Genomic DNA, 22,402 nt, shown 5'->3' with positions numbered 1-22,402 from the left:
TGCTTCGGGCGGCCACCAGGCTCGCGGCCACACGTCAGTCTCTCCCGGTGGCTCCGGGAGCACCTGGGACTTTGTCCCGGTTGGTCGTGTGTGCCCGGCCACGTCCCGGGCTCACGCGTTGTCGCCGCCGGTGTCGTACTGCGGGCCGCCCGAGGCGGTGGCCGTCTCCCCGACGTCGGGCCACTGCCACTCGGCGACCTCGGGGATGTCGGTGCCGTGCTCCCGGGTGTAGCGGCGCGCGGCGAGGCGGGCGTCGGCCATCCGCTGGCGCAGGCCCGCGTAGCGCGAGCCGAGGCCCGGCACCCGGTCGATGACGTCCATGACGAGGTGGTAGCGGTCGAGGTCGTTGAGCATGACCATGTCGAAGGGCGTCGTCGTCGTGCCCTCCTCCTTGTAGCCGCGGACGTGGAGGTTGGCGTGGCCGGTGCGCCGGTAGGTGAGGCGGTGGATGAGCCACGGGTAGCCGTGGTAGGCGAAGATCACCGGCCGGTCGGTGGTGAACACGGTGTCGTAGTCGCGGTCGCTCATCCCGTGCGGGTGCTCCTTCTCGTCCTGCAGGCGCATGAGGTCGACGACGTTGACCACCCGCACCCGCAGCTCCGGCAGGTGCCGGCGCAGGAGGTCGGCGGCGGCGAGCACCTCGATGGTGGGGATGTCACCGGCACAGACGAGGACGACGTCGGGGTCCTGGCCCTCCTCCTCCGTGCCCGCCCACTCCCAGATGCCCACGCCGCGCTGGCAGTGGTCCTGCGCCTCCTCGATGGTGAGGAAGTCGGGCCCGGGCTGCTTGCCGGCGACGACGACGTTGACGTACTGGCGCGTGCGCAGCACGTGGTCGTAGGTCGCGAGCAGCGTGTTCGTGTCCGGCGGCAGGTAGACGCGCACGATGTCGGCGCCCTTGTTGACGACGTGGTCGATGAAGCCCGGGTCCTGGTGGGAGAAGCCGTTGTGGTCCTGGCGCCACACGTGGGAGGACAGGAGGTAGTTGAGCGAGGCGATGGGCCGGCGCCACTCGAGCTCGTCGGTGACCTTGAGCCACTTCGCGTGCTGGTTGACCATCGAGTCGACGATGTGGATGAAGGCCTCGTAGGAGGTGAACAGGCCGTGGCGGCCGGTGAGGAGGTAGCCCTCGAGCCAGCCCTGGCACTGGTGCTCGGAGAGGACCTCCATGACCCGGCCGGCGCGGGCGAGGTGCTCCTCGCGGTCCGCGGGCACCATGTCGGCGTTCCACTGCTTGGCGGTGACGTCGTAGACGGCCTGGAGCCGGTTGGAGGCCACCTCGTCCGGCCCGAAGAGGCGGAAGTTGTCCGGGTTGCGGCGGATGACCTCGGTGAGCCACTGGCCGAGCACACGGGTGGCCTCGGTGATCGCGTCGCCGGGGGCGGGGACGTCGACGGCGAAGTCCCGGAGGTCCGGCAGGCGGAGGTCCTTGAGGAGCAGGCCGCCGTTCGTGCTCGGGTTGTCGCTCATCCGCAGCTGCCCGGCGGGGGCGAGGGCAGCAACGTCGCCGGCGAGGCGGCCGTCGTCGTCGAAGAGCTCCTCGGGCCGGTAGCTGCGCATCCAGCCCTCGAGGACCTCCATGTGCTCGGGGGTGTCGCGGGCGCTGGACAGCGGCACCTGGTGGGAGCGCCACGAGCCCTCGACCTGCTGGCCGTCGATGACCTCCGGGCAGGTCCAGCCCTTGGGGGTGCGCATGACGATCATCGGCCACAGCGGCCGCTCGACCTCCTCCGGGTCGGTCTGCGCGGCGCGCTGCTTGATCTCGGCGATCTCGTCGAGGACCTCGTCGAGCAGCGCGGCGAAGCGGCCGTGGACGGAGGCCGGGTCCTCGTCGTCGAAGCCGGCGGTGAAGACGTAGGGCCGGTGGCCGTAGCCGCGCATGAGGTCGGTGAGCTCGTCCTCCCCGATCCGGGCCAGCACCGTGGGGTTGGCGATCTTGTACCCGTTGAGGTGGAGGACCGGCAGGACGACGCCGTCGGTGCGGGGGTTGACGAACTTGTTCGAGTGCCAGCTCGTGGCGAGCGGGCCGGTCTCCGCCTCGCCGTCGCCGACGACGGCGAGGACGAGGAGGTCGGGGTTGTCGAAGGCCGCGCCGTAGGCGTGGGACAGGGCGTAGCCGAGCTCCCCGCCCTCGTGGATGGAGCCGGGCGTCTCGGGTGCCACGTGGGAGGGGATGCCGCCGGGGAAGGAGAACTGGCGGAAGAGCCGCCGCAGGCCCTCGGCGTCCTGGGTGATGTCGGAGTACACCTCCGAGTAGGTGCCCTCGAGGTAGGTGTTCGCCACGAGGCCGGGTCCGCCGTGGCCGGGGCCGGTGATGTACATCATCGGCTGCTCGCGCTCCTGGATCGCCCGGTTGGCGTGGGCGTAGAGGAAGTTGAGGCCCGGGGTCGTGCCCCAGTGGCCGAGGAGGCGCGGCTTGACGTGCTCGGTGCGCAGCGGCTCGCGCAGCAGCGGGTTGTCGAGCAGGTAGATCTGGCCGACGGACAGGTAGTTCGCCGCGCGCCACCAGGCGTCGATCCGGTCGAGGGTCGCGTCGTCCGGGGCGGGGCGGGCCCGGCGGCGCCAGGCGCTGGTGGTGACGGGGACGGAGGCAGTGCTCATGCGGATACTCCCTGTGTCAGTAGTCACCCCCAGCCTTCCGGTTCCCGGAGGCCGCAGCCACCGGAGAAGGTCCTAGGCCGGGACCCCCGGCACGGCGAACTACCCTGGAGGCGTGTCCACCACCGCCCAGCGTCCCCGGGCCGACGCCCGAGACTGGCTGCGGGCGGCGACGACACGACGGATGCTCGTCCTCCTGCTGCTCGTCGTCGTCGTGGCCGCGGTGTGCACGCGCCTGGGCTTCTGGCAGCTGGACCGGGCCGGGATCCGCGGGCAGGAGGCCGCGCGCATCGAGCGCGAGGAGCTCATGGCCGCCCCGGCCGTCCCGATCGACGAGGTGCTGGCCCCGCAGAGCGCCTTCGGGATGGAGCAGTTCGGGCGGCGGGTGAGTCTCGAGGGGTCCTTCGACGCCGAGCAGCAGGTGCTCGTGCCCGGCCGCAACGTCGGCGGGCAGGACGCCCTCATGGTCGTCACCGCCTTCCACGTCGGCGGCGGCCCGCACGAAGGCGCAATCATGCCGGTCCTGCGCGGCTGGCTCCCCGAGGAGTCGCTCGCGGACCGGCTCGAGGCCGGTGCCGGGGGCGGGGCGCAGGTGACGGCGCCGCCGCCACCGACCGGGCGGCTCGAGGTCGTCGGGGTGCTCAGCGACTCCGAGGCCGCGGGGGAGTCGGGCCTGCCCGAGGGCTTCGCCGGCGGCATCAGCGCCGGTGAGCTCGCCCAGGAGTGGGGCACCCCGATGTACAGCGCCTACCTCGTGCTCGAGGAGCCGGCACAGCCCGGCGGCCTGACCCCGGCACCCTCACCCGTCGAGGAGCTCGACGCCGACCCCAACCTCCAGAGCCTGGCCTACGCGATCGAGTGGTGGGCCTTCGCCCTCTTCGCCGTGGTCTTCTGGGTCAAGGTGCTGCGCGACGACGTCCGCGAGTCACGCCTGGCCTCGACCGGCGGGTAGGCACCGACCGGGCAGCCTCAGCTGACGAGCGAGCGGACGAGGTCGGCCAGGCGGTCGGCCACGCCGGTCTCCGCGGCGACGGCCCCACGCTGCTCCAGGGCGACGCTCGGGGAGGGGGTGATGACGCCGTCGACGCCCTCCCGGACGAAAGCCCGCATCCGCCGCGGCTCCGTCACGGTCCACAGGAACAGCTGCACGCCGGCGGTGTGCGCCTGGCGCAGGAGGTCAGGGGTGTAGGAGCTCTGCTCCAGGGTGAGGAAGTCGGCGGCGCCTGGGTCGAGACGGCCACGGGAGAAGGCGACGACGCCCCCGGTGGTGACGTGCGGGAAGCGGCTCTCGATCTCGGCGACGACCGACGGGTCGAAGGCCTGGACCAGGGACGTGCCGACGAGGTCGTGGGCCTCGAGGACGGCGACGACGTCACCGACCATGTCCCCGCGCTCCCGCCCGTGCTGCTTGACCTCCACGAGCAGGGGGACGCCCAGCTCGGCGGCCCGCGCGGCGAAGGTGGCGAAGGTCGGGATGGTCGACTCGTGACCGGCCTGCCGGACGGTCGTGGCGGTGAGCTCCTCGGTGGTGAGGTCGGCGACGTCCCGGTTCACCCCCGCGATCCGGCGCAGGTTGGTGTCGTGGACCACGACCAGCCCACCGTCGGCCGCCTGGAGGACGTCGAGCTCGACGACGTCCGCGCCGAGCCGGGCCGCCGCCTCCAGCGACTCGAGGGTGTTCTCCACGGCGCCGTAGGTCGCGCCGCGGTGCGCGATGACGAGCGTGGCCTGCCCGGGGTCGGCGGTGCGGAGGCTCGCCGCGCCGGCGGCGCCCGTCCCGGTGGCGAGCACCGCCACGACGACGCCCACGAGCGCCCGGTGAGGCCTCGCGCGACCAGGAGGCGCCGGGCCGGCAGGCGCCGGAGGCCGGCCGGGGACCATGCCGAGCAGCAGGAGCGCGACGAAGGCCGCGACCAGGCCACCGCCGCCGAGGAGGGCCACCTGGGCGACGACGAGGGCGGCGCCGGCGACGACCGGTGATGCGGCGGGCCAGAGGGCGTCCGACAGACGGGTGACGGCGACGGCCGCGGCGGCGAGGGCCGCGAGGCCGACGGCAGCGACGAGCCACAGCGCCGCCACGACGAGTGCGAGCCGGGTGACCCGGCCACGGGTCGCCCGCCAGCTCGCGGCGTAGGCGCCGGCGGGGGTGAGACCGGTGCTGAGCACGAGGGTCGGGACGAGCAGCAGACGGAGGTTGGTGTACCCGAGGAGGGCGACCGCCCCGAGCCAGGCCGCCGTCCCGAGTGGCGTTTTCCGGAGCTCGCCGCCGATGAAGGCGGGCACCTCGAGCGGCCGGACGAACGAGGCGCCCAGCGCGAAGCCACCGAGGGGCGCGAGGACGAGCAGGTAGAGCGCGAGGAGCCCGAGCTGTGCTCCGGCCGAGCGGACGAGGACGGCAACGCCCTGCCGGGCGAGCTCCGGCACGCGCGTCACCCGTCCGTCTGCCAGCCCCCGGGCGAACAGGACGAAGGCCGCGTGCTGGAGCAGCGCCGCCGACGTGGCGACGACGGCGAGCGCGACGAGGAGCAGGACCGCTGCCGGGTGCCGCAGCACCTGGCCGAGGCTGGCCTCGGTCAGCGTCGGCACACCAGCGGCACGCAGCGCGGCGGCGAGGAGCAGGCCCACCACCGGCCCGGCGACGAGGGCGGTGAGGAGCTGGAGGGTGACGGCGACCGGCAGCCAGGCCCGCCAGTGCGCCGCGAGCACACGCAGCGCGGTCCCGGCGGCGAGCCCGTGCTCGCCGGGCACCGGTGCGACCACACGCTGCGCGGTCATCCCCTGCCTCCGTCCTGCCGAGCCGCTGCTCCGGTCACCCGCCGTTCCCCCTCCCGGGGGGTACCGACCCGGCCGGCCCGGTGGAAGGGTGGGGACCGACCGTGTTCCCGGAGAAGGAGCGTTGCGATGTCAGAGCTGATCATCCTCGGGTACGACGACCACGTCACCGCCCGACGTGCCTACGACAAGGTCCTGGACCTGCAGGGCGACTTCATCGTCGAGCTCGCCGGGCTCGCGCTCGTCCGCGTCGACGACGACGGCGAGAAGCACGTCGACACGCCGTCGAACGTCGTCGGGGCCTCCACCGCCTCGGGGGCCCTGTGGGGCGCGATCTTCGGCCTCCTCTTCCTCGTGCCGGGCTTCGGGCTGCTCGTCGGCGGCGCGCTCGGCGCGCTGACCGGCAGGCTCGGCAGGTCCGGGATCAACCGGAGCTTCCAGGACCGCGTGCAGGGCCTGCTCGAGCCCGGCAAGGCAGCCGTCGTCGTCATGGCGCGCAAGGTCACGGAGGACAAGTTCGCTGCGGCCATGGGCGACTTCGGTGGGACGGTCCTCAAGACCTCCCTCTCCGAGGCGGACGAGCGGGAGCTGGCGGAGGAGCTGGCCGGCTGAGACAGGAACAACTCAGCTCTCGGCGAAGGGGGTGGGGACAACCCCGCGGCGGGGGTGGGGGACAACCCCGCGGCGGGGGTGGGGGCCAACCCCGCGGCGGGGGTGGGGGACAACCCCGCAGCGACAGCTGAGTTGTTCCTCAGTCCTGCTGCCAGGACTGCCACAGGGAGGCGTACTCACCGCCGGCGGCGACGAGCTCCTCGTGCGGGCCGATCTCGGCGATGCGGCCCGCCTCCATGACGGCGACGCGGTCGGCGTCGTGCGCGGTGTGCAGGCGGTGGGCGATCGCCACCACCGTGCGGCCGGTGAGCAGCGCGGACAGCGAGCGCTCCAGGGGCCGGGCCGCGCGCGGGTCGAGCAGCGAGGTCGCCTCGTCGAGGACGAGCGTGTGCGGGTCGAGCAGGACGAGCCGGGCCAGCGCGAGCTGCTGGGCCTGCGCCGGCGTGAGCGTCGCACCTCCCGAGCCGACCGCCGTCTCAATCCCGTCGGGCAGCGCCGCCACCCAGTCCTGGGCGTCGACGGCCTCGAGGGCGCGGGCGAGCTCGGCGTCGTCGGCGTCGTGCTTGGCCAGCCGCAGGTTGTCCGCGACCGTCCCGACGAAGACGTGGTGCTCCTGGGTGACGAGCGCGACGTGCCGGCGCAGCTCCTCCTCGGGCAGGTCGACGAGCGGCACGCCGTCGATCGTCACGCGCCCGCCGGTGGGCGGGTGGATGCCGGCGAGCATGCGCCCGAAGGTCGACTTCCCGGCCCCGGGCGGGCCGACGATCGCCAGCCGCTCCCCGGGGGTGAGGGTGAGGTCGATGCCGTGGAGGACGTCCTCGCCGTCGCGGTAGGCGTAGCGCACCTCGCGGGCGCGCACGTCCTCCCGCTCGGGCCGCGCGGGCCCGGCCTCGCGGTCCGGCGGCACGAGCTCGATGCCGACGATCCGCGCGAGGCTCGCCGTCGCCACCTGGATCTCGTCCACCCACATGAGCAGCTCGAAGAGCGGGCCGCGGATCTGGATGACGTACAGCGCCACCGTGGTGACGGCGCCGAGGGTGACGAGGCCCGCGCCCACGAGGTGCGCGCCCCACAGCACGACGGCGGCCACCGGCAGCGCGAAGGACGTGACGAGCCAGAAGAACACCGACATCCGCAGCCGCAGCGTCACCTTCTCGGTGTTCCACGCCGCGGTGACGACGGCGTCGGCCCGGCGGCGGCGCTGGTGGCCCAGGGCGAGCGCGTCGACCGTCGCGGCGTGCTCGACCGACTCGGTGAGCACCCCGTTGAGGTCGGCGTAGGCGGCGGCGTTCTCCCGGTAGGCGGGGGCGGAGCGGCGCAGGTAGCGGCGGGTGGCGAGCGCCAGCACCGGCAGGCCGACGAGCATGGCCAGCGCCACGAGCGGGGAGGCGAGCAGCGCCGCCCCGAAGGTGAGGACGATCGTCGTCGTCGTGACGAGGACCCGCGGGACGCCGAAGCGTACCGCCCACTGCACGCGGTCGATGTCGTTGGTGGTCCGCCCGAGGAGGTCACCGGTGCCGGCGCGCTCGACCGTGGACAGCGGCAGGTGGGTGACGCCGGAGAGGAAGCGCTCGCGCAGCTCGGCGAAGACCTCCTCGCCGAGCACCATGGCGCTGCGCTGGGCGTAGCGGGTGACGAGCGCCTGGAGGACGACGACCCCCACGAGCCACAGCGCGACGGTGTCGACGTAGCGGCGCGTGGTCCCGGCGACGACGGCGTCGACGAGCCCGCCGAGCAGCCACGGCAGGGCGAGCGCGGCGACCGCCGCCAGGCCCTGGAGGACGACGACGGTGGCGAGCGGGCGCCGGTAGGAGCGCAGCAGCCGCCCGGCGAAGGCGCGCACGCGCCGAGATTCGGCGACGGGGAGCTGCATCAGACCACCTCCGTGGTGAGGGACCGGCCGACGACGGCGTGGTAGGCCTGCGCGTCCGGCTCGCCGGCCGCGGCGCGGGCGAGGAGCTCGCGGTGGCGGCCGCGGGCGTGGACGACGCCGTCGTCGAGGAGGACGACGTCGTCGGCGTGCTCGAGGACGAGCGGGGAGGCGGTGAGGACGACGGTGGTCCGGCCGCGGCGGTACTCGGCCAGGCGGGCGGCGATGCGCGCCTCGGTGTGGGCGTCGACGGCGCTGGTCGGCTCGACGAGCACGAGCACCTGCGGCTCGGTGAGGAGCGCGCGGGCGAGCGCGACCCGCTGCCGCTGGCCACCGGACAGGGAGCGGCCCTTCTCGGTGATCTCCCCGTCCAGACCCTCGGGCAGCGACTCGAGGACGTCGTGCGCGTCGGCGGTGTGGAGGGCGCGGAGAAGGGTGGCGTCGTCGAGGCCGTCCTCGCGGGCGTCGAGCGCTGCGCGCAGCGGGCCGGTGAACAGCTGCGGGGTCGAGGAGGCGACGACGACGCGGTGGCGGACCTCGGCGAGGGGCAGCTCGCGCAGCGGCACGCCGTCGAGCAGGACCTCCGCGGTGCTGCGGTCGTCCAGTCGCCCGAGCCGGCTCGCCACCGCCTCACCCTCCCCGGGCCGCGGGGTGACGACGGCGGTGAGCGCACCCGGTCGCGGCGCGAACCCGGTGAGCGTGTCGACGAGCGCGCCCGGCGTGGTCGGGACGGCGGGGCGGGGCAGCGAGTCGGCGGCCTCGGACTCTGCCAGCGTCCCGGCCTCCGGGGTCACCGACAGGACACCGGTGATCTTGCGGGCGGCGACGCGTCCCCGGGTGAGGAAGTTGATGAACTGGGTGACCCAGCGCAGCGGCTCGGACAGGTAGGCGGTGAAGCCGTAGAAGGTGACGAGCTGCCCGGGGGAGATCTCCCCGGTGATCGCGAGCCGGGCCCCGAGCCACACGACGCAGGCGACGAACAGGCCGGGCAGGAGGATCTGGAGCGCCTCGAGCACCGAGGACAGCCCGGCGACCCGCACTCCGGCCCGCCGCACCCGCTGCGACTGGGCGCGGTAGCGCTCGGCGAAGGCGTCCTCGCCGCCGATGCCGCGCAGGATCCGCAGGCCGGAGACGGTGTCGGTCGCGAGCGTCGCGAGCCGTCCGGCGGCGTCGCGCTGCTCCTTCTGCCGGGCCTGGAGCGGCTTGATGAGGAAGGAGACGACGACGGTGACGACGGGCAGCCCCAGCGCGACGACGACCCCGAGCGTGGGGGACTGCTGGAGCATGTAGACGGCCACGGCGAGGTAGCCGACGAGCCCACCGACGAAGGCGGGCAGCAGCTCCAGGACGTTGCCGACCTGGAAGGAGTCGTTGGCGACGGCACTGACGACCTCCCCGGTGGGCAGCTCCTCGCCGATCGCGGGGCCGGTCCGCGTGACATGGTGCCCCACGAGGCGCGAGGCGCTGAAGGCGCCGTGCAGCCAGCCGCCGACCTCGGCGGCGTGGCCGAGGCTCGTCGCGACCGCGCTGAGGAGCCCGATCCCCACGAGCGCGAGGGCCAGCCACAGGAGCCGGGTGGAGACGCCGTCGGCGAGCCCGCTGTCCAGGGCGGTGCCCAGGACGAGCGGCACCGCGGCCCCTGCGAGCGAGACGACGGAGGCGAGGAGGCAGCCGACGAGGAGGGTGGGCCAGGCTCCGCGGGCCGCCCAGGCGAGGAAGGCCGTGGGCGCACCGAGAGGGGGATGACCGGGGTGGCCGGTCGGGACGTCGAGCACGGCCTGAGCCTAGGTGTCGCCGACGACACCGGGCAGCCTGTTTTCCGCCGTCGGCGGCTCCTGAGACACTGGGCAGGAGCTCGCAGGGGCGGGCGCAAGGAGGACGCATGAGCGAGGACACCACCGCTGCACCGGGCACCGCACCGGGTGCGGCCCTGCGGGCGGAGCGTGAGCGCAAGGCGCGCACGGCCTGGACGTTCTACCGGGCCATGGCATTTGTCACAGGCGTCATGCTGCTGCTCCTGTGCGTGGAGATGGTCCTGGTCTACCTCGTCGGGGTGGGGCCGGAGGTCGAGGCGTGGATCGGGTGGATCCCCTTCGCGCACGGCTGGATCTACGTCGTCTACCTCGTCAGCGTCCTCAACCTGTGGTCGGCGATGCGCTGGGGCCTGGGCCGGATGGCGGCGCTCGTCGTCGCCGGTGTCGTCCCGGTGCTGTCCTTCGTCATGGAGCACCGCGCCAAGGGCTGGTTCGAGGCGGACCTCCCGGGCGTGGTCTCCCGCCGCGCGGCTACCCTGGCGAGGTGAGCATGAGCGACGCCCCGACCGACGCCCCCACCACCGCCGAGCGCGCGGCCACGCCGCAGCCCGTCCTCGTCGTCGACTTCGGCGCCCAGTACGCCCAGCTGATCGCGCGCCGCGTGCGCGAGGCCGGGGTGTACTCCGAGATCGTCCCCCACACCATGGCGGTCGAGAAGGTCCTGGAGAAGGACCCCGCCGCCATCATCCTGTCCGGTGGTCCCGCCTCGGTGTACGCCGAGGACGCCCCGGGCGTGGACCCCGAGCTCTTCACCGCCGGCGTCCCGGTCCTCGGCATCTGCTACGGCTTCCAGGCGATGGCCTCCGCGCTCGGCGGCACCGTCGCCCGCACCGGGGACCGCGAGTACGGCGCGACCGTCGTCGAGCTGCGCGGCGACGGGTCCCTCCTCCAGGGCACGCCCGAGCGCCAGCAGGTGTGGATGAGCCACGGCGACGCCGTCCACGAGGCACCGGAGGGCTTCGAGGTCCTCGCCACCTCCCCGGGCGCGCCCGTCGCGGCCTTCGAGGACCGTGGCCGGCGCCTCTACGGGGTGCAGTGGCACCCCGAGGTCAAGCACTCCGACTTCGGCCAGGCCGCGCTGGAGCGCTTCCTCTACGACGGCGCCGGCCTCCAGCCGACGTGGACCGCCGGCAACGTCATCGCCGAGCAGGTCGCCGCGATCCGCGAACAGGTCGGTGACGCGCGCGTCATCTGCGGCCTGTCCGGCGGCGTGGACTCCTCCGTCGCCGCCGCGCTCGTCCAGAAGGCCGTGGGTGACCAGCTCACCTGCGTGTTCGTCGACCACGGCCTGCTGCGCGCGGGCGAGGCCGAGCAGGTGGAGCAGGACTTCGTCGCGGCCACCGGCGTCAACCTCAAGGTCGTCGACGCCACCGAGCAGTTCCTCTCCGCGCTCGCCGGGGTCACCGACCCCGAGACGAAGCGCAAGATCATCGGCCGCGAGTTCATCCGCACCTTCGAGGCCGCCGCCCGCGAGATCGTCGAGGAGGCCGGACAGGACGAGGAGGTCCGCTTCCTCGTCCAGGGCACCCTCTACCCCGACGTCGTCGAGTCCGGCGGCGGTGAGGGCGCGGCGAACATCAAGTCCCACCACAACGTCGGCGGACTGCCGGACGACCTCCAGTTCGAGCTCGTCGAGCCGCTGCGCACCCTGTTCAAGGACGAGGTCCGCGCCGTCGGGCTCGAGCTCGGCGTGCCGGAGGGCATCGTCTGGCGCCAGCCCTTCCCCGGCCCTGGCCTGGGCATCCGCATCGTCGGCGCCGTCGACGCCGAGCGGCTCGCCGTGCTGCGCGCCGCGGACGCGATCGCCCGCGAGGAGCTCACTGCCGCCGGCCTGGACCGCGACATCTGGCAGTGCCCGGTGGTCCTCCTCGCCGACGTCCGCTCCGTGGGCGTCCAGGGTGACGGCCGCACCTACGGCCACCCCATCGTGCTGCGCCCGGTCAGCTCGGAGGACGCGATGACCGCCGACTGGTCACGCCTGCCCTACGACGTCCTGGCGCGCATCTCCAGCCGCATCACCAACGAGGTCCCCGAGGTCAACCGGGTGGTCCTCGACGTCACGAGCAAGCCGCCGGGCACCATCGAGTGGGAGTGAGGGTCCTCCACGTCTCGGACTGCTTCCCGCCTCGTACGGGGGGCATCGAGACGCAGGTCCACGACCTCGCGGTCTCCCAGGCGCGCGCCGGCCACGACGTCCACGTCGCGACGGCGACGGCGGGCGCCGACGGGACGCGGCGCGCCACCCGGGTCCTGGGCTCGGGCGTGCGCGTGCACCGGATGGCCTCGGCCATCACCCTCGGCCTGCCGGTCAACCCGCGCGGCCCGTGGCTGCTGCGGGAGGCCGTCGAGCGGCTGCGTCCCGACGTCGTCCACGTCCACGCCGGCGTCGTGTCGCCCTTCGCCCTGGACGGCGTGACGGCCGCCCGCCTCACCGGGGTGCCGCTCGCCATCACGTGGCACTGCATGCTCGACGGCGTCGTCACCGGCTTCGGAGCGCTCGCCCGGCGCAGCGAGACGCTGCGCTCGCGGGCCGCGGTCTCGGCGGTGTCCGGCGCCGCGGGGGAGCGGGTCGCGCGGATGCTCGGGCGGGAGGACGTCTCGGTCCTGCCGAACGGCCTCACCGTCACCGACTGGCGCCCGGCCGCGCCGCCGCGCACCCCCGACGGCACCCTGCGCCTCGTCGCCACCCAGCGACTGGCGCCGCGCAAGCGTCCGGCACCGCTCGTCGAGATCGTCGCCGCGGCCGACCGCCGCCTCGGGCGGGGCCCGGCAGGGGAGCCGCGCGTCCACCTCACCCTCATCGGCGCAGGCCCCGAGGAGCGCCGCGTGCGCGCGCTCGTCGAGCGGCTCGGTCTCGAGGGCGTCGTCACCCTCACCGGCGGCCTGCCCCGGGAGGAGCTCGTCGCGCGCTACGCCGGGGAGGACGTCTTCATCGCCCCTGCCCGGCTCGAGGCCTTCGGCATCGCCGGGCTCGAGGCGCGCGCGGCCGGGCTGCCGGTGGTCGCCGGCCGCGGCACCGGACCGAGCGAGTACGTCACCGACGGCGTCGACGGGCTGCTCACCGCCGACCGCGCCGACGGGCTGGACGACGCCGCCGCCGACGCGGCGCTCACCGACGCCGTCGTCCGGCTCACCGAGGACGCGGCCCTGCTGCGGCGCCTGCGCGAGCACGCGCACGCCACGCCCCCGCCCTTCGACTGGTCCGACGTCCGCGGTGCCTGCGACGCGCTCTACGCACGCGCCCTGGCCGCACCGACCTGAGCGGACGCGCGCCGCGAGCACGAGCTCCCGGGACGTCTTGATCGCGAGACTGATCGTCGCCATCCTGAGCCTGTCCGGGGGAACGCTCACGCAGGTGAAGGTGTGCTCATGAGGACCGGGCCGGTACACGTCACCGCCGCCGGGGTCGCCGCAGGACTGGTGTGGTTCCTGGTGCTCTCCGCGGCGGTCGTCCACCAGCACGAGGAGGCGACGGTGCACGGGCGGCCGTCGTGGCCCGCGATCGTCGCCGCGGTGGTCGTCAGCTCGCTGTGCGTCCTCGGGTTCCGGGCATGGGGGCGCCGGTGGGGCCTGGGCGTCGGGGCGGCGCTCGGGGCGTGCCTCCTGCTCGGCCTGGTCGAGGGTCCGGTCCCTGCCGGTGAGGCGGGACTGCTGCTCTCCGTCCCGACGACGTTCAGCGTCGGGCTGGGGAGCGTGACGACGTGGCTGGCGTTCGCGGTCACGGCGACCCTGACCCTCACCGCACACCCGGGGCGCAGCGACGCGCCCGCGGAGAGGGGCGAGCCCCAAGGGTGACGCGGGTCACGGCGCACTCGCGGCGCAGTGGTGGCGGCCTGGGACCATGGGCCCGGAATCGGACAATCCGGAATGCCAGGATTGTCCTCAGAAGCCCAGCACGGGCCTCACGGCAACTGAGCCACTGTGAAAGGACCACACCATGAGCACGACCCGCCGCACCGGTATCGCCCGCATCGCCGGCCTCCTCGCGATCGTTGCCGGAGCCATCTTCATCATCGCGGGCGGCGTCACCTGGGGAATGGTCACCAGCCAGCTCAAGGCGGAGAACATCACCGTCCCCGAGGACGCCGCGTTCCTCGCCGGCGCCGAGGTCCAGGGCCCGTTCAGCGCCTACGCCCAGGCCGACATCATCAACACCCACGCGCTGCACGCCACGAACGGCGCCACCTACGCCGAGCTCGGCGCCCTCGCCGGTGAGGCCGAGGCCGCCGGTGACACCGAGGCCGCCGCCGAGTTCCAGGCGCAGCGCGAGACGATCATGAACGCCTCCTTCCTCCGCGCCTCGCTCTTCACCTCGGTCGTCTCCTACGGCGTCGCCGCCCTCGTCATCGGTCTCGGTGCCCTCCTCGTCGTCATCGGCCTGGGCATGAACCAGCTCGCCAAGGTCCCCGCGGCCATCGAGCCGGCCCGTGAGCCGGTCCGCGAGCCCGTCGCCTAGCACTCCCGCACGCGCCGAGAGCCGGATTCCTCGACGAGGAATCCGGCTCTCGGCGTGTCTTGGCGGGTCAGTCGGAGCGGGTGAGGAGGGCCTTGACGAGCAGGCCCACACCGGCGAGGGCGAGGAGCGCGATGAGCGCGGCCTGGAGGTCGACGGTGAGGCCGGCGCCGACGCCGAGGACGCCCAGCCCGAGCAGGAGCAGGATGATCCCCCAGACGACGGTCCCCACGCGGGGCCCGCGGCGGACGGATGACGGGTCGGTGTAGCTGTCGGTGTCGGTCATGACGTCTCCTCGATGTAGAGCTGGCCGAAGGTGACCGACGCGTCGACGACGATCTCCGGGCCGCGGCCGTCGCCCTCCTGGACGAGGGTCGTGCTGATGCCGGCGCCGTCGGCGATGCGGTCGCGCCCGTCCGGGTCGCCCGAGGGCAGCCCGGGGCCGGACCAGTCGCCGTCGAGCGGGCCGACGATCTCCCCGGCGGTGACCGCGGCGTTGACCGTGACGTCGGCGTCCTCGGGGACGACGAGGGTGAGGTTGCCGAAGGTCACGCTGACGGGGAGGGTCGCGTCCTCCTCGAGATCGGTGAGGTCGACGACGAGCTCACCGGCGACGAGCGAGTAGCCCGCCTCCGCCTCCTGCGCCGTCCGAGGGACCCACGTGGGGTCCCCGGCCCAGGTGGTCGCGTCGGCCCCGAAGCGGGCGAAGCCGGGCAGTGTGGCGGCCGCGGCCGCGGCCGGGACCATGACGAGCGCGACGCGGGGGGGGGCGACGCCGATCCCGCCCCGGCTGCGACCGCGCAGGCCGCTGACGAGGACGCCGGCGCCGAGGACGGCGAGGACACCGCCGCCGCCGATGAGCCACGGGTTGGCGTCGAGGGCGCCCTGCTGGTGGGCGAGGGCGACGCCGGCGGCACCGAGGAGGCAGATCGCCAGGACGAGGTTCGTCGTGCGGGCCCCCGGTCCGGGGACGGGCGGGCGCGGGGCGACGGGCGGCTGCGGCGGGGTGTGTGCCCGCCGCTCCACCCGGAGCCGCCCCAGCCGCCGGCGCCGGAACCGTCGGCGCCCGAGCCGCCGTGCCAGGCGGTACTGCCGTGCCAACCCGCGCCGCTGCCCTGCCAGCTGCCCTCACCCGGCGCGGTGGTACCGGGCTCTGCCGGCTCCGCGGGCTCGGTGGGGCCGGGCACGTCCTCGGTCGTCGTCCCGGTGGCCGCGGACAACGGGCGCGTGGCGGGCTCGATCATCGGCAGCGTGGGGAAGTCGGTCACCTCCGTCGAGGAGGCACTCTCCCCGGTGGCCGGGGCAGTGGTCTGGGGCATGGCGTCCTCCGGGACGTCGTAGGCGGGCCGCGGCGGGGCGGGCGCGGGCGGGGCGGTGGCCGGGCCGGCCGCGAAGGGGGCGGGGTGCCCGGGGCGGGCGGCGCCGTCGTCGTGTCGCGGTCCTTGCTCACGATGACGAGGACGACGACCGCCACGACGGCGAGGACCCACGGGGCGGACCACCAGGCCGCGCCCCACCAGAAGACGGGTCGGCTGAGGCCGATGACGAGGACGGCGGCGGCGCCGGCCAGGGCGATGTCGAACCGTCCGCGCACCGCCTCCTCGAGGTGGATGCGGCCGTCGGTCTCCTCGGGGAGCAGCGCCCAGGCGAGGCCGTAGAGGACGAGCCCGAGGCCGCCGAAGAGTGTGACGACGACGAAGAGCCCCCGCACGAGCAGCGGGTCCAGGCCGTAGCGCCGGCCGATGCCGGCGGCCACGCCCCCGGCCCAGCGGTCGGTGGAGCGCCAGATGCCGAGGCGGCGGACGGAGTCGAAGAAGCCGACCGACGGCGGAGAGGGTGGTGCGGGTGGGGTGTGCGGTGCACTGTGGCCGTTCATAGGACCAGCAAAGCGTGCGCGGACTGCGCCGGGTATCGGGGAGACCCCTGATCCGCCCCCGGCCGGTGCCGCCGGGACCCCGGGAGCGCCCCTGGTCCTGGGCCGGGGGACTCCCGGTAAGGCCCTGCGGCGTGTGACGATCGGGCCGTGACAACCTTCCTCCCCGAGCGGCTGCCCCTGCGCCGGCCGACGGCCGGTCAGCGGATCGGCGGCGTGTGCGCCGGCCTGGCGGCCCACCTCGGCCTGCCCGTGGCGCGGGTGCGCCTGGCCATGCTGCTGTCGGTGCTCGCCTTCGGGGCCGGGATCGTCCTCTACGGCTGGCTGTGGGTGCTCGTGCCCAGCGGTGACCCCGAGGACGCCGCCGAGGCCGCGCGGCCGGCGGCGTCCGTGCGCTTGGCGCCCCGGCTGCGGAAGATGGGCCGCGTCGTCCCGGCGACCGACGTCGTCGTCGGCCTGCTCCTGCTCCTCGCCGCCGGCGCGGTGCTCCTGTGGCGGGCGGACGTGCCGCTGCCCAACGAGTGGCTGGTGCCGCTCCTCGTCGTCGTCGGTGGCGCCGCCCTCGTCTGGACGCAGCTCGACGCGTCGCTGTCCGGGCAGGACGCCGCGCCCGCGCCCCGGTGGCACCGGGTGGCGCGCGTGGGTGGCGGGCTGCTCCTCGCCGTCGTCGGCATCGTGCTCCTGCTCGGTCGCGGGCTGGGCGCCGACGAGCTCCTCTCCGGGATCCTTGCGAGCACCGCGATCCTCGTCGGCGTGGCCGTCGTCCTCGCGCCGGTGTGGCTGCGGCTCGTGCGCGACCTCAGCGCCGAGCGCACCGCCCGCGCACGGGAGTCCGAGCGGGCCGACATCGCCGCCCACCTGCACGACTCCGTCCTCCAGACCCTCTCCCTCATCCGCGCCCGCGCCGACGACCCCGACCAGGTCTCCCGGCTCGCCCGCGCGCAGGAGCGCGAGCTGCGGCAGTGGCTCTACTCCGACCGGCCCGCCGCCGGCACCTCCGTGGCCGCCGCGCTGCGAGACGTCGCCGCGGAGGTCGAGGACCAGCACGGGGTGGCCGTCGACGTCGTCACCGCCGGCGACCGGCCCCCGCACGCGACCACCGAGGCGCTGCTCGCCGCCACCCGGGAGGCGCTGCGCAACGCCGTCGTCCACGGCGCACCGCCGGTGTCCCTCTACGTCGAGGTAGGCGAGAGCGCGACGGAGGTCTTCGTCCGCGACCGCGGGCCGGGCTTCGTCCCCTCCGCCGTGCCGGGCGACCGGCACGGGGTGCGCGACTCGATCGTCGGCCGCTTGGAACGGCACGGCGGCAGTGCGACGATCCGTACGGGACCGGGCAGCGGCCTGGAGGGCACGGAGATCGTGCTCCGGATGCCCGAGCCGGCGACAGGGGAGTGACATGAGCACGACACCAGAGGACGGTCGGCTGCGGGTCGTCGTCGTCGACGACCACGCCCTCGTGCGCAGCGGGGTGCGCAGCGAGCTCGAGGCGCACGCCCCGGACCTGCGGATCGTCGGGGAGGCCGCGGACGTCGAGTCCGCCGTCGCCGTCGTCCGCGAGACGCGGCCCGACGTCGTCCTTCTTGACGTCCACCTGCCCGGCGGGCGTGGCGGGGGCGGCATCGACGTCATCACCGGCTGCCGTGACGTCCCGACCCGCTTCCTCGCGCTGTCGGTGTCGGACGCCAGCGAGGACGTCGTCGGGGTCATCCGCGCCGGCGCTCGCGGCTACGTGACCAAGGCGATAACCCCGACCGAGCTCGCCGACGCCGTGCGCCGGGTGGCCGGCGGGGACGCCGTCTTCTCCCCGCGGCTCGCGGGCTTCGTCCTCGACGCCTTCGGCACCGCCGCGAAGGACATCGCCACGACCGACGACGAGCTCGACCGCCTCTCCGCCCGCGAGCAGGAGGTCATGCGCCTCATCGCCCGCGGGTACTCCTACAAGGAGGTCGCGAGCGAGCTGTTCATCTCGGTGAAGACCGTGGAGACCCACGTGTCGGCGGTGCTGCGCAAGCTTCAGCTCTCCTCGCGCCACGAGCTCACGAGGTGGGCAGCAGTGCGTCGGCTCATCTGACGCCGCCCGGCGGCGGGGCGCTCTAGCCTGAGGCATGAGCATGCGGCAGCTCGGGTGGCGAGCCCTGTACGAGGTGCTCGGGGCGCGCGTGCGCCGGCCGGAGTGGGCCTTCATGAACTACGGCTACGCGCCTCTCGACGGCGAGGAGCCGCTGGCCCTCGAGCCCGCCGACGAGCCCGACCGCATGTGCATCCAGCTCTACGACCACGTCACCCGCGACGCGGACCTGCGCGGCGCCGACGTGCTCGAGGTCGGCTGCGGGCGGGGCGGCGGCTCCTCGTTCCTCGCGCGCTACCGGGCGCCCCGCACCACGACCGGCGTCGACCTCTCCCGCGCCGCGGTCGCGCTGTGCCGGCGCCACCGCCACGCCCCCGGCCTCACCTTCGTCCAGGGTGACGCGCTGGACCTGCCGTTCCCCGACGAGTCCTTCGACGTGGTCGTCAACGTCGAGTCCTCCCACTGCTACCCCTCGGTCGAGGCCTTCCTCGCGGAGGCGTACCGGGTGCTCCGCCCCGGCGGGAGCCTCCTCTTCGCCGACTTCCGCGGGCGGGAGGAGATGGTGGAGCTGCAGGCCACCCTGCGCGATGGCCCGCTCGAGGTGGTGGAGCTCCACGACATCACCGCGAACGCCTGCGCCGCGCTCGAGCTCGACGACGACCGCCGCCGTGCCCTCCTCGACGCGTGGATCCCGCGCCCCGTCCACCGGCCCTTCGAACGCTTCGCAGCCGTGAAGGGAAGCAGCACCCACGCGCGGTTCCGGTCGGGTGAGAACCGGTACACAAGCGCCCGGCTCGTCAGGGCGACGACGGCGCTCGCCTAGGCTGGCGGGCATGACAGTCGTGTACTACCTCCTCTTCTTCCTCCACCTCGTCGGCTGGGCCATCGTCCTCGGCGGGACGGTGACCAACCTCCGGACGCCGCGCCTCGCGCCGGGCGTCCTGCACGGCGCGCTCACCGCGCTCGTCACCGGCGTCCTCATGACCGGCGTCGCCGAGATGGGGGACGGCCTGCCGGACCTCAACTACATGAAGATCGGCATCAAGCTCGTCGTCGCCGTCGTCGTCACCGCCCTCGTCGTCGTCGCGAGCCGCAAGGAGGAGCCGAGCCGCGCGCTCATCGGCTCCATCGCCGCGCTCACCACCCTCAACATCGCCATCGCGGCGCTGTGGCGCTGACCCGCTGATGGGCGTTCTCGGCGAGGCGATCGTCCTCATCGTCGTCATCATCGGGCTCGTCGGCGCCGTCGTGCAGGTGGTGCCGGGCGGTGGCTTCCTCGTCGGGGCGGCCGCCGTCGTGTGGGCCGTCGTCACGGGCGGCACGGTCGGGTGGACCGTGGGGACGATCGCCGTCGTCGCGGTCCTCGGCGCGGAGATCGGCAAGTACGTCCTCGCCGGGCGCTACCTCGGCAAGGGCGGCGTGCCCACCCGCACCCTCGTCATCGGGGCGGTGCTCGGCGTCGTCGGCTTCTTCGTCATCCCGGTCATCGGGCTGCCGATCGGCTTCGTCGCCGGCGTCTACGCTGCCGAGAGCACCCGCCTGCGCGACCAGGGCGAGGCCTGGCGCTCCACCGTCCGGGCGATGCGCGCCGTCGGCCTGGCGATCCTCGTCGAGCTGAGCGGGGCGCTCGTCGCGACCGGCGCCCTCCTCATCGGCATGTGGCAGACCTGACGGCGGCGGTGTCGGTGGCAGGACCTACCCTGGAAGGGCCATGACCTCCCTCTTCGACAACCTGCCCGGGCTCATGGGCGGGAACCTGCCGCCCCTCGCCGCCGCCGTCCCCCCGCGCGAGGACGACGCGCCCTCCGCCGCCCCCGTGACGCCGCGCCAGGCCGACCTGCTCGAGGGCCTCAACCCGCAGCAGCGCGCCGCCGTTGTGCACCAGGGCGGGCCTCTGCTCATCGTCGCGGGCGCCGGGTCGGGCAAGACCCGCGTCCTCACGCACCGCATCGCCGGCCTGCTCGCCACCGGGCGCGCCCGGGCGGGGGAGGTGCTGGCGATCACCTTCACCAACAAGGCCGCCGCGGAGATGCGCGAGCGGGTGACCGAGCTCGTCGGGCCGGTCGCGCGCCACATGTGGGTCTCCACCTTCCACTCCGCCTGCGTGCGGATCCTGCGCCGGGAGCACGCCACCCTCGGCCTGCGCTCGAGCTTCTCGATCTACGACGCCGCGGACTCCCAGCGCCTCATGGCGCTGGTCATGCGCCAGCTCGACCTCGACCCCAAGAAGTTCCCGCCGAAGACCTTCTCCCGCAAGGTCTCCGACCTCAAGAACGAGCTCGTCGACCCGGACTCCTTCGCCGCCGAGGTGAGCGAGGGCAACGCCTTCGACACCGCGCTCGCCGAGGCCTACCGGCAGTACGACGCGCGGCTGCGCCAGGCGCACGCCCTCGACTTCGACGACCTCATCATGCAGACGGTCAACCTGCTCCAGGCCTTCCCGCACGTCGCCGAGCACTACCGCCGCCGGTTCCGCCACGTGCTCGTCGACGAGTACCAGGACACCAACCACGCGCAGTACGTCCTCATCCGGGAGCTCGCGGGCGTCGAGGGCGACGACGCAGGCCTGCCGCCGGCCGAGCTCACCGTCGTCGGTGACGCCGACCAGTCGATCTACGCCTTCCGCGGCGCGACGATCCGCAACATCCTCGAGTTCGAGGCGGACTACCCCGACGCGACGACCATCCTCCTCGAGCAGAACTACCGCTCCACGCAGAACATCCTCAGCGCGGCCAACGCGGTCATCTCGCGCAACCCGAACCGCCGCGCGAAGAACCTGTGGACCGACAGCGGCGCCGGCCCGGACGTCGTCGGCTACGTCGCGGACTCCGAGCACCAGGAGGCGCGCTTCATCGCCGAGGAGATCGACCGCCTCGGCGACTCCGACGGCGTGCGGCCCGGTGACGTCGCCGTCTTCTACCGCACCAACGCCCAGTCGCGAGCGCTGGAGGAGGTGCTCGTCCGCGTCGGCATCCCCTACAAGGTGGTCGGCGGCACGCGCTTCTACGAGCGCAAGGAGATCAAGGACGCCCTCGCCTACTTGCGGGCCGTCGCCAACCCCGACGACGCCGTCAACCTCCGTCGCATCCTCAACGTCCCCAAGCGCGGGCTCGGGGAGCGGGCCGAGGCGATGCTCGCCGCCCACGCCGAGCGCGAGCGGATCTCCTTCGGGGGCGCGATCGAGCACGCCGCGGCTCCCGACGGCGCCGCCCCCGAGGTCCTGGGCCTCGCCACCCGCGGGCGCACCCAGGTGCGCGGCTTCCACGAGCTGATGACCGGCCTGCGCGACATGCTCGCCGCCGGCGCCGGCCCCGCCGAGATCCTCGACGCCGCCCTGGACCGCTCCGGCTACCTCGCCGAGCTCCGGGCGAGTGAGGACCCGCAGGACGCCACCCGGGTGGAGAACCTCGCCGAGCTCCACGCGGTGGCCGCCGAGTTCTCACAGAGCGACCCCGAGGGCGACCTCGGGGACTTCCTCGAGCGGGTCGCGCTCGTCGCCGACTCCGACCAGATCCCCGACGACGACGCCGCCAACCAGGGGCAGGTCACCCTCATGACCGTCCACACCGCCAAGGGCCTGGAGTTCCCGGTCGTCTTCGTCACCGGCCTGGAGGACGGCACCTTCCCCCACCAGCGCTCGCTCACCGACGAGGACGAGCTCGCCGAGGAGCGGCGCCTGGCCTACGTCGCGCTCACCCGCGCTCGCAAGCGCCTCTACCTGTCCCGTGCGGCCGTGCGCACGGCCTGGGGCATGCCGCAGCAGCTGCCGCCGAGCCGCTTCATCTCCGACATCCCCGAGGAGCTCCTCGACTGGCGGCGGGCCGAGTCCTCCACCGACGCCCTGCGCGGCGGCGGCTGGGGATCCGGCGGCTTCGGCTACGGCGGCGGGCGTCCTGCCGGGGGCAGCGGCGCCCGCAGCGGCCCGGTGCGCACGCGCCGCAGCGAGCCGGAGTCCCCGAGCTTCGGCTCGGCGGCCCCGCGCCCGGCAGGCGACATCCCCGGCTTCGACATCGGCGACAAGGTCACCCACGACTCCTACGGCCTGGGCACCGTCGTCGGCCTCGAGGGCTCCGGCTCCAGCGCCGTCGCCCAGATCGACTTCGGCGGCGGCCAGGTCAAGCGCCTGCTCCTGCGCTACGCCCCGGTGACCAAGCTCTAGCTCCCACCCCCTCCACCGGCAGCCGACCTACCGCCGAGCGCTGAGTTGTTCCGAGGAACAACTCAGTCCCCCTGCTCCCTGGCGGGAGCGCCCTGGCGGGCTGAAAATAGTGCTCCGGTCGCCCGTTGACGTCGTTTCTGCTTGGTCCGTTTGAGGCCGTAACTCAGTCGGGCGCTGGGAGCT

Annotated in this window: 20 protein-coding genes; 13 read left to right on the top strand and 7 right to left on the bottom strand. The window is 74.2% G+C overall.

The genetic code is table 11. From position 1 onward, the window contains the following. Positions 1-111: 111 nt before the first annotated feature. Positions 112-2,601, bottom strand: coding sequence for a phosphoketolase family protein (locus ACWPXV_RS11855; RefSeq protein WP_454085423.1), 2,490 nt, complete (start codon positions 2,599-2,601; stop codon positions 112-114). Between the two features lie 112 nt (positions 2,602-2,713). Here ACWPXV_RS11855 and ACWPXV_RS11850 point away from each other — a divergent pair, with 112 nt between their 5' ends. Further along, on the top strand, positions 2,714-3,550 hold the full coding sequence (locus tag ACWPXV_RS11850; protein WP_454085422.1) for an SURF1 family protein: 837 nt from the start codon (positions 2,714-2,716) through the stop codon (positions 3,548-3,550). Between the two features lie 17 nt (positions 3,551-3,567). Here ACWPXV_RS11850 and ACWPXV_RS11845 read toward each other — a convergent pair whose 3' ends face one another. Continuing rightward, a complete protein-coding gene (locus ACWPXV_RS11845) occupies positions 3,568-5,373 on the bottom strand; it encodes a glycerophosphodiester phosphodiesterase family protein (RefSeq protein ID WP_454085421.1) in 1,806 nt (601 codons plus the stop codon). Between the two features lie 126 nt (positions 5,374-5,499). Between ACWPXV_RS11845 and ACWPXV_RS11840 the strand changes: the two genes are divergently transcribed. After that, on the top strand, positions 5,500-5,982 hold the full coding sequence (locus ACWPXV_RS11840; RefSeq protein ID WP_454085420.1) for a DUF1269 domain-containing protein: 483 nt from the start codon (positions 5,500-5,502) through the stop codon (positions 5,980-5,982). 139 nt (positions 5,983-6,121) lie between these two features. Here the strand turns inward: ACWPXV_RS11840 and ACWPXV_RS11835 are convergent, their stop codons facing one another. Both ACWPXV_RS11835 and ACWPXV_RS11830 read right to left on the bottom strand, forming a co-directional pair. Beyond that, a complete protein-coding gene (locus tag ACWPXV_RS11835) occupies positions 6,122-7,855 on the bottom strand; it encodes an ABC transporter ATP-binding protein (RefSeq protein WP_454085419.1) in 1,734 nt (577 codons plus the stop codon). Further along, entirely contained in the window at positions 7,855-9,627 is a 1,773-nt protein-coding gene (locus ACWPXV_RS11830; RefSeq protein WP_454085418.1) for an ABC transporter ATP-binding protein, read from the bottom strand. Before ACWPXV_RS11830 ends, ACWPXV_RS11835 begins: the two co-directional genes overlap by 1 nt. 107 nt (positions 9,628-9,734) lie before the next feature. Between ACWPXV_RS11830 and ACWPXV_RS11825 the strand changes: the two genes are divergently transcribed. From ACWPXV_RS11825 to ACWPXV_RS11805, 5 genes are all read left to right on the top strand, one after another. Then, complete coding sequence (locus ACWPXV_RS11825) at positions 9,735-10,154, top strand: DUF3817 domain-containing protein (protein ID WP_454085417.1); 420 nt, start codon at positions 9,735-9,737, stop codon at positions 10,152-10,154. 2 nt (positions 10,155-10,156) lie between these two features. After that, a complete protein-coding gene (gene guaA, locus ACWPXV_RS11820) occupies positions 10,157-11,761 on the top strand; it encodes a glutamine-hydrolyzing GMP synthase (protein ID WP_454085498.1) in 1,605 nt (534 codons plus the stop codon). Beyond that, complete coding sequence (locus tag ACWPXV_RS11815) at positions 11,758-12,927, top strand: glycosyltransferase family 4 protein (protein ID WP_454085416.1); 1,170 nt, start codon at positions 11,758-11,760, stop codon at positions 12,925-12,927. Before guaA ends, ACWPXV_RS11815 begins: the two co-directional genes overlap by 4 nt. A 108-nt stretch (positions 12,928-13,035) precedes the next feature. After that, a complete protein-coding gene (locus ACWPXV_RS11810) occupies positions 13,036-13,461 on the top strand; it encodes a hypothetical protein (protein ID WP_454085415.1) in 426 nt (141 codons plus the stop codon). Positions 13,462-13,603: 142 nt separating this feature from the next. Continuing rightward, positions 13,604-14,122 (top strand): aromatic ring-opening dioxygenase LigA, encoded by a 519-nt coding sequence (locus ACWPXV_RS11805; protein ID WP_454085414.1) that lies wholly within the window; start codon positions 13,604-13,606, stop codon positions 14,120-14,122. Positions 14,123-14,189: 67 nt separating this feature from the next. On the opposite strand, the gene ACWPXV_RS11800 is transcribed toward ACWPXV_RS11805, so the two are convergent. The 3 genes from ACWPXV_RS11800 to ACWPXV_RS11790 form a co-directional block, all read right to left on the bottom strand. Then, entirely contained in the window at positions 14,190-14,405 is a 216-nt protein-coding gene (locus tag ACWPXV_RS11800) for a hypothetical protein (RefSeq protein ID WP_454085413.1), read from the bottom strand. Next, positions 14,402-15,220 (bottom strand): hypothetical protein, encoded by an 819-nt coding sequence (locus ACWPXV_RS11795; protein WP_454085412.1) that lies wholly within the window; start codon positions 15,218-15,220, stop codon positions 14,402-14,404. The genes ACWPXV_RS11800 and ACWPXV_RS11795 overlap by 4 nt, the downstream gene beginning before the upstream one ends. Positions 15,221-15,383: 163 nt before the next feature. Further along, positions 15,384-15,995 (bottom strand): PspC domain-containing protein, encoded by a 612-nt coding sequence (locus ACWPXV_RS11790; RefSeq protein ID WP_454085411.1) that lies wholly within the window; start codon positions 15,993-15,995, stop codon positions 15,384-15,386. 147 nt (positions 15,996-16,142) lie between these two features. Here ACWPXV_RS11790 and ACWPXV_RS11785 point away from each other — a divergent pair, with 147 nt between their 5' ends. Genes ACWPXV_RS11785 through pcrA form a run of 6 tightly spaced genes read left to right on the top strand, consistent with a single transcriptional unit; the run spans position 16,143 to position 22,219 of the window. Next, positions 16,143-17,387, top strand: coding sequence for an ATP-binding protein (locus ACWPXV_RS11785; RefSeq protein ID WP_454085410.1), 1,245 nt, complete (start codon positions 16,143-16,145; stop codon positions 17,385-17,387). 1 nt (position 17,388) lies between these two features. Then, positions 17,389-18,063 carry a LuxR C-terminal-related transcriptional regulator gene (locus ACWPXV_RS11780; RefSeq protein WP_251838639.1) on the top strand — a complete coding sequence of 225 codons (675 nt, stop codon included), beginning with the start codon at positions 17,389-17,391 and terminating at the stop codon, positions 18,061-18,063. A gap of 34 nt (positions 18,064-18,097) precedes the next feature. Continuing rightward, positions 18,098-18,883: a class I SAM-dependent methyltransferase gene (locus ACWPXV_RS11775; RefSeq protein ID WP_454085409.1), complete on the top strand. Its 786-nt coding sequence runs from the start codon at positions 18,098-18,100 to the stop codon at positions 18,881-18,883. A 10-nt stretch (positions 18,884-18,893) separates the two neighbouring features. Next, positions 18,894-19,238 carry a hypothetical protein gene (locus ACWPXV_RS11770; protein ID WP_454085408.1) on the top strand — a complete coding sequence of 115 codons (345 nt, stop codon included), beginning with the start codon at positions 18,894-18,896 and terminating at the stop codon, positions 19,236-19,238. Positions 19,239-19,245: 7 nt separating this feature from the next. Further along, entirely contained in the window at positions 19,246-19,731 is a 486-nt protein-coding gene (locus ACWPXV_RS11765; RefSeq protein WP_454085407.1) for a DUF456 domain-containing protein, read from the top strand. 40 nt (positions 19,732-19,771) lie between these two features. Continuing rightward, positions 19,772-22,219 (top strand): DNA helicase PcrA, encoded by a 2,448-nt coding sequence (gene pcrA, locus ACWPXV_RS11760; RefSeq protein WP_454085406.1) that lies wholly within the window; start codon positions 19,772-19,774, stop codon positions 22,217-22,219. Positions 22,220-22,402 lie beyond the last annotated feature (183 nt).

This window comes from Georgenia sp. Marseille-Q6866 (assembly GCF_965111665.1).
Note: the sequence above shows the minus strand (reverse complement) of the source record. Positions and strands in the feature narration are given on the sequence as shown.